The sequence below is a fragment of the Microcystis sp. M49636_WE2 genome, from assembly GCF_030065375.1.
Lineage (GTDB): Bacteria > Cyanobacteriota > Cyanobacteriia > Cyanobacteriales > Microcystaceae > Microcystis > Microcystis aeruginosa_C.
Genome location: NZ_JASJFG010000917.1, coordinates 1 through 4606 on the forward strand (window position 1 = coordinate 1; position 4606 = coordinate 4606).

8 protein-coding genes are annotated in these 4606 nt (G+C 42.7%); 2 read left to right on the forward strand and 6 right to left on the reverse strand.

The window, feature by feature from the left end; genetic code table 11:
• From PX484_RS20980 to PX484_RS20995, 4 genes are all read right to left on the reverse strand, one after another.
• Positions 1-794 (reverse strand): AAA-like domain-containing protein (locus PX484_RS20980; RefSeq protein ID WP_288105368.1); only part of this gene is annotated, 794 nt, incomplete at its 3' end.
• Positions 795-961: 167 nt separating this feature from the next.
• Positions 962-1297 (reverse strand): XisI protein, encoded by a 336-nt coding sequence (locus PX484_RS20985; RefSeq protein WP_002754817.1) that lies wholly within the window; start codon positions 1295-1297, stop codon positions 962-964.
• Positions 1285-1416, reverse strand: coding sequence for an element excision factor XisH family protein (locus PX484_RS20990; RefSeq protein ID WP_002761389.1), 132 nt, complete (start codon positions 1414-1416; stop codon positions 1285-1287). The genes PX484_RS20985 and PX484_RS20990 overlap by 13 nt, the downstream gene beginning before the upstream one ends.
• A 27-nt stretch (positions 1417-1443) precedes the next feature.
• Positions 1444-3060, reverse strand: coding sequence for an AAA-like domain-containing protein (locus tag PX484_RS20995; protein WP_287766702.1), 1617 nt, complete (start codon positions 3058-3060; stop codon positions 1444-1446).
• 268 nt (positions 3061-3328) lie between these two features.
• On the opposite strand from PX484_RS20995, the gene PX484_RS21000 reads away from it, so the two are divergent.
• Both PX484_RS21000 and PX484_RS21005 read left to right on the forward strand, forming a co-directional pair.
• Complete coding sequence (locus PX484_RS21000) at positions 3329-3577, forward strand: DUF433 domain-containing protein (protein ID WP_002774376.1); 249 nt, start codon at positions 3329-3331, stop codon at positions 3575-3577.
• A complete protein-coding gene (locus tag PX484_RS21005) occupies positions 3568-3936 on the forward strand; it encodes a DUF5615 family PIN-like protein (protein WP_185240764.1) in 369 nt (122 codons plus the stop codon). Before PX484_RS21000 ends, PX484_RS21005 begins: the two co-directional genes overlap by 10 nt.
• A gap of 138 nt (positions 3937-4074) precedes the next feature.
• On the opposite strand, the gene PX484_RS21010 is transcribed toward PX484_RS21005, so the two are convergent.
• Together PX484_RS21010 and PX484_RS21015 are read right to left on the reverse strand one after the other, a co-directional pair.
• Positions 4075-4404: a helix-turn-helix transcriptional regulator gene (locus PX484_RS21010; RefSeq protein WP_287766701.1), complete on the reverse strand. Its 330-nt coding sequence runs from the start codon at positions 4402-4404 to the stop codon at positions 4075-4077.
• Positions 4401-4606: type II toxin-antitoxin system RelE/ParE family toxin (locus PX484_RS21015; RefSeq protein WP_288105371.1), on the reverse strand; the 206-nt coding region annotated here is incomplete at its 5' end. The genes PX484_RS21010 and PX484_RS21015, both read right to left, overlap by 4 nt.

Below are 4606 nucleotides of genomic sequence, written 5' to 3' on the forward strand. Positions count from 1 at the left end.
ATCGTTTTCAAATGCGGCGGCACGTCCTGCGCCTCCCAATTATCGATAAGCTGGCTCGTCACCACCTGCGCCACCAAATCTGGGGGCGATAGGCGCAAATCTGCCTCCTGCACTACCAAATTCAAGACCCGCTGCGTCAAAAACGGCTGTCCCCCCGTCCAATACAACACCGCTTGCAGCACCGCCTGCGGATCGTCCACCTTGCCCACCAAACCCTGCATCAACGGTTGAGCTTCCTGGAGTTGAAAGCCACTCATCTCCACCGCCCGACCGATATTAAACGCCAAACTATGCTTACTGACAATCAGATCGGAAGGTGTTGCCACCCCTAAAAACGCAAAAGTCAGCCGCCGATAACGCAGATCTTCCGCCCGCCGCTCAAAGAAAGAGCGAATCAGAATGAAAAAACCATCGGTATCAAACTTGAGACTGAGCAGGTTATCAATTTCTTCGACAAAAATGACGACATCTTGCGAGAGTTCTGCCAGCAATACGCGATCGATAAAATAAGTAAAGCGTTCGACCGCCGAAATCGACTGAGCCGCCAGATCCTTCCACCAACTCGAAAAATCGATTTTCTCTTGTAAATGCAAATCATCGATCAAGCGTTTTATGGTTCCGGCATACCACTGATCCTCGCTCAAACTGGTTCCCCGGGTTTGCGGGTCAATGACCGCACAAGCCACCCCCTCTGCCGCTAACTTCTGCATCACCCGCACCCGCAAACTAGACTTGCCCATCTGCCGCGAGTTAAAGACAAAACAATATTCTCCTGATTTCAGGCGATCGTACAATTCGCGATCGGCCTGTCGCTCTACATACCCACGATATTCGGCAGGTAAGCTCCCGCCTACTTGATAGCTAAAAGGAGTCGAGGAAGTTGGGTTTGTCATCTGATACCAAATTGCTAAAAATATGTCCCAGAAAACGGATTTCTTTAAGAAACCCGTTTTCTAAGAGGTTAGGCGATCGCGTAGCCCGTGTAACCGCGTACATCCGCCGGATGAAAAGCGAGGACAATATCCTGCTGGGGAACACCCGCTGCCACTAGCTCATGGGTTACTCCGTCTTCGGTTTCATCTCGTTGTACCCAGATTTTCTCGTTGATAATATCCAAATGAATTAAACAGCCATGCACGCGAGTTTTGCGATCCCATCCGAGCGTCATCAAAAGATAGCTATCTCGAACTTCATCAAAAATCGGCTTACAAATCAATTCGCCGTGAGAATAAGGGATTTCAGTATAAGGAATCAAAACCGATTTAATAATATGACGATACTGATCTAATTTTTCCATTGCGAAATGACCTCCTTTTCAGCATCAAAAACAATAAACTTGAGATTTTCATCTTCGATTAAAATTTGTCCGATTGGCTCTTCAAAAAATGAATTATAAATCACATCTCTAATCGCCAAATCTAGTTTACAATAAAGTGTTTTTATTTAATTTCCTTCCAAGCGATCGCAAAAATACTGACGATAAAGATCGCAGCGAGGTTTCACATTATTATCAACCCGCACCACTAATCCCATACTGTCCAGTTTAAACGACTCCTCAGACCGCAAACGTACCGGCGCTTCAGAAGTAATAACCAATTTCATGGCTGCCCCCAGTTCAGGATAATCTTCCAAAGTCTTCAAATGTCCCCGCAGATAATCGCTGTAAATTCCCGCTTCTGTGGGAGCCGTCCGCAAAAATTCCGCCAAAGAAAGATACCCCGCTGCAATGTGATAGAGTGCCGAGCGCACCATGTAGGGATGCCCTCCAATTAACCCCATAAATTGTTCGAGTTCCCCCTCTGTCCAAGTTAATCCGTGCCGTGCTACCAACTCCTGTACCTGTTCAGGCGTAAACTCTCCCAATTCGATGGGCAACCCCACATTAAAAGGCGATTGATTGATATCCCGTTGGGCATAGGACTCTTGAGAATGGACGATGATCAGCCGCAATTTCTGCCACAGTTTTTTAATCTTGGAACTTTCATGCCAGCCGCGCAATAATCCGCATAAATCCGTCTCGATATCTGCGTATTTAAAGATGCGATCAAAGTTATCGATCGCCAACACTAACGGGCGATCGTCCCCCTCTAATAAATACTTCTCAAAATAATCCGTACTGTTATCGTTCGCTCCAAAAATATCATCCCAATACTCTTCAATCTTGACCCTTACTCCCAGTGGTTTACCCACCGACGCACAAAACCACTGCATGAACTTGTCGAGATCGTCAAAGAACTTTTGATTGGTCTGTTCCAGATCGATCGTTACCGCACGATAGCCTAGTTGAGATGCTTGGGCAAGTACCTTCGCCATCAGGGACGATTTGCCCATATTGTGGGGCGATTTAATCCGAATCAGGGAGCCAGGCCTTTGAATTTCCTCATAGCACCGTTCTTCGTAAGGGGAAGTAATATAAAAGCGAGAGTCAATGCTAACTTGTCCTTCTGGAGATTCCAAGCTAATTTCCTGTTGTATCTTGTCTGGAGTAACTGTTGGCTTGAGGGGTTCCGATTGCGTTGGCATCTCAGTGGCTTTTGCGGATTGTTGCGGCTCTGGCAAGACAGTGGGCTGTTTGTCAGTTAACACTGTCGCCATTTCCATTGCCGCCTGCCGAATCCCCTCAGCAATATTTAAAAACGCCTCACCCCGATTACTCCAAGTCGTCACAGGCTTGGCATTTTTTGGCAAAGCTTGCAACTTACCAAAAGGCGCACCACTCCAATCCACCGGCTTCAAAATAATCGGAATCACCCGCGCCTCCCCCGCATCATGCCGTGCGATCGCCCGTTCCATTTCAAGATCATAACAGTAGTCAGAAGCGATAAAGTTTTCACTAATCAACAACAGAATAATCTCGGCTGAATTGAGATTTTCATCAATGGCTTGTCTCCACTCTGTTCCAGCACTAATTTTGCGATCGTGCCATGATTTAATCACTCCCTGTCTTTGTAATGACGCGAGGTGAAGTCCCAAAGTTTCCCGCAGTTTCTCATCCCGGTGAGAGTAAGAAATAAATACATCGAGCGGTGTGGATGATATGTCTGGATTAGGTAAAATCATGGCTCTCAGTTTTACGATTTCAGAAAACGGTTTTTTTCAAACTATTGATTTCAGAAAACGGGTTTTTTCAAAAAACCCGTTTTCTCGTCTAACTTGTTATACTATACTACTACAACTTAAAACCTCACCATTCCCTAATCTTCCCTACGGGGTTGGAGACAAGCTTTGCACCCTCACTGAAGGAGTAATTTCCCACTTCCACTCGCAACTATAGAATTAGCTATAATAAAATTACCACAGGTATCATCTTCATATTTCTGGAAACTATATGACCTTAAAACAATTAGACCGAATTACTTTTAACTCCAAAATTATGGCAGGTCAAGCCTGTATTCGAGGAATGCGTATTCCTGTTTCTTTAATTCTTAATCTACTTGCTAACGAAAAGCCGATAGAGGAAATATTAGAGGAATACCCTGACCTAGAAAGAGAAGATATTCACCAATGTTTATTATATGCTTCTTGGTTAGCCAGAGAACAAGTTCATTATTTTGAATTAATCGAGCAATGGAGATAGAGTTTCTAGCCGATATGGGGATTTATCTGCGTACAGTCTCATGGTTAAGAGAACAAGGTTATGATGTCGTTCATCTTCGAGATGAAGGCTTACAAACTTTATCTGATCAGGAAATTCTTGCCAAAGCAAAAAGAGAAAAGCGGATAATTTTAACTGTCGATCTAGATTTTTCTCAACTTCTCGCTATTAGTGGTGATAATTTACCAAGTGTCATCCTATTCCGTTTAGGCAATGAAAACTACAATCTAATTAATCAGCGTTTAACTATAGTTTTACGAGATTGTACAAAAGCATTAAAGACGGGAGCAATTGTGTCAGTGACAGATCGTATTTTTCGGATTAGACTTTTATCAATTTAAGATTTTTGCTTTATAGCGTTCATGGAGTCTTCCCGTTAATTCCATCTTAAATATTGTGTTCCAAAAGCGAACACCTTTATTATTGAGTACAAATTATAACATTGGCAAATAATCTCCCTGTCCTCTGTGTCTCTGTGGTTAATTACACTTCGTTTCTGAATAGTCACTAATAATTATAGGTTCTTTGTTGGGAATTTTGACAATAATTTCGACAGTTCCACCTAAGGCGTTAACTACTTCGCGCAGTGTATTTAGCTCTAGATTTTGCTCTTGTTTAAGTTTAGGTACTATTGATTGCTGTACTTCAAGATGCTCTGCCAATTCTGATAAAGATAAACCTAGTTTTTCCTGCAAATACTTAAGCGTAAGTTCCTCCAGATAAATTTGGGAAGCTCTTGCTTTAATAATTGCTTGTCGTTCTCCACAAAGTTTATTAAATTCTTCCGAGAAGTTGGTATATTCTTTCATGACTTTTCTTCCTTAAGTTTTTCCAGATATTTTTGATAACGTTGATCTGCTATAGGAATATTTTCTTTGTACCATCTTTTGTTACCTGACTTGTTCCCCCCAACAAGTAAAATTGCTTGTCGATGAGGATCAAAGGCAAATAAAACACGCCAAGGTTCACCTTTATACTGAATACGAAGCTCTTTCATATTCTTAAAAGAAG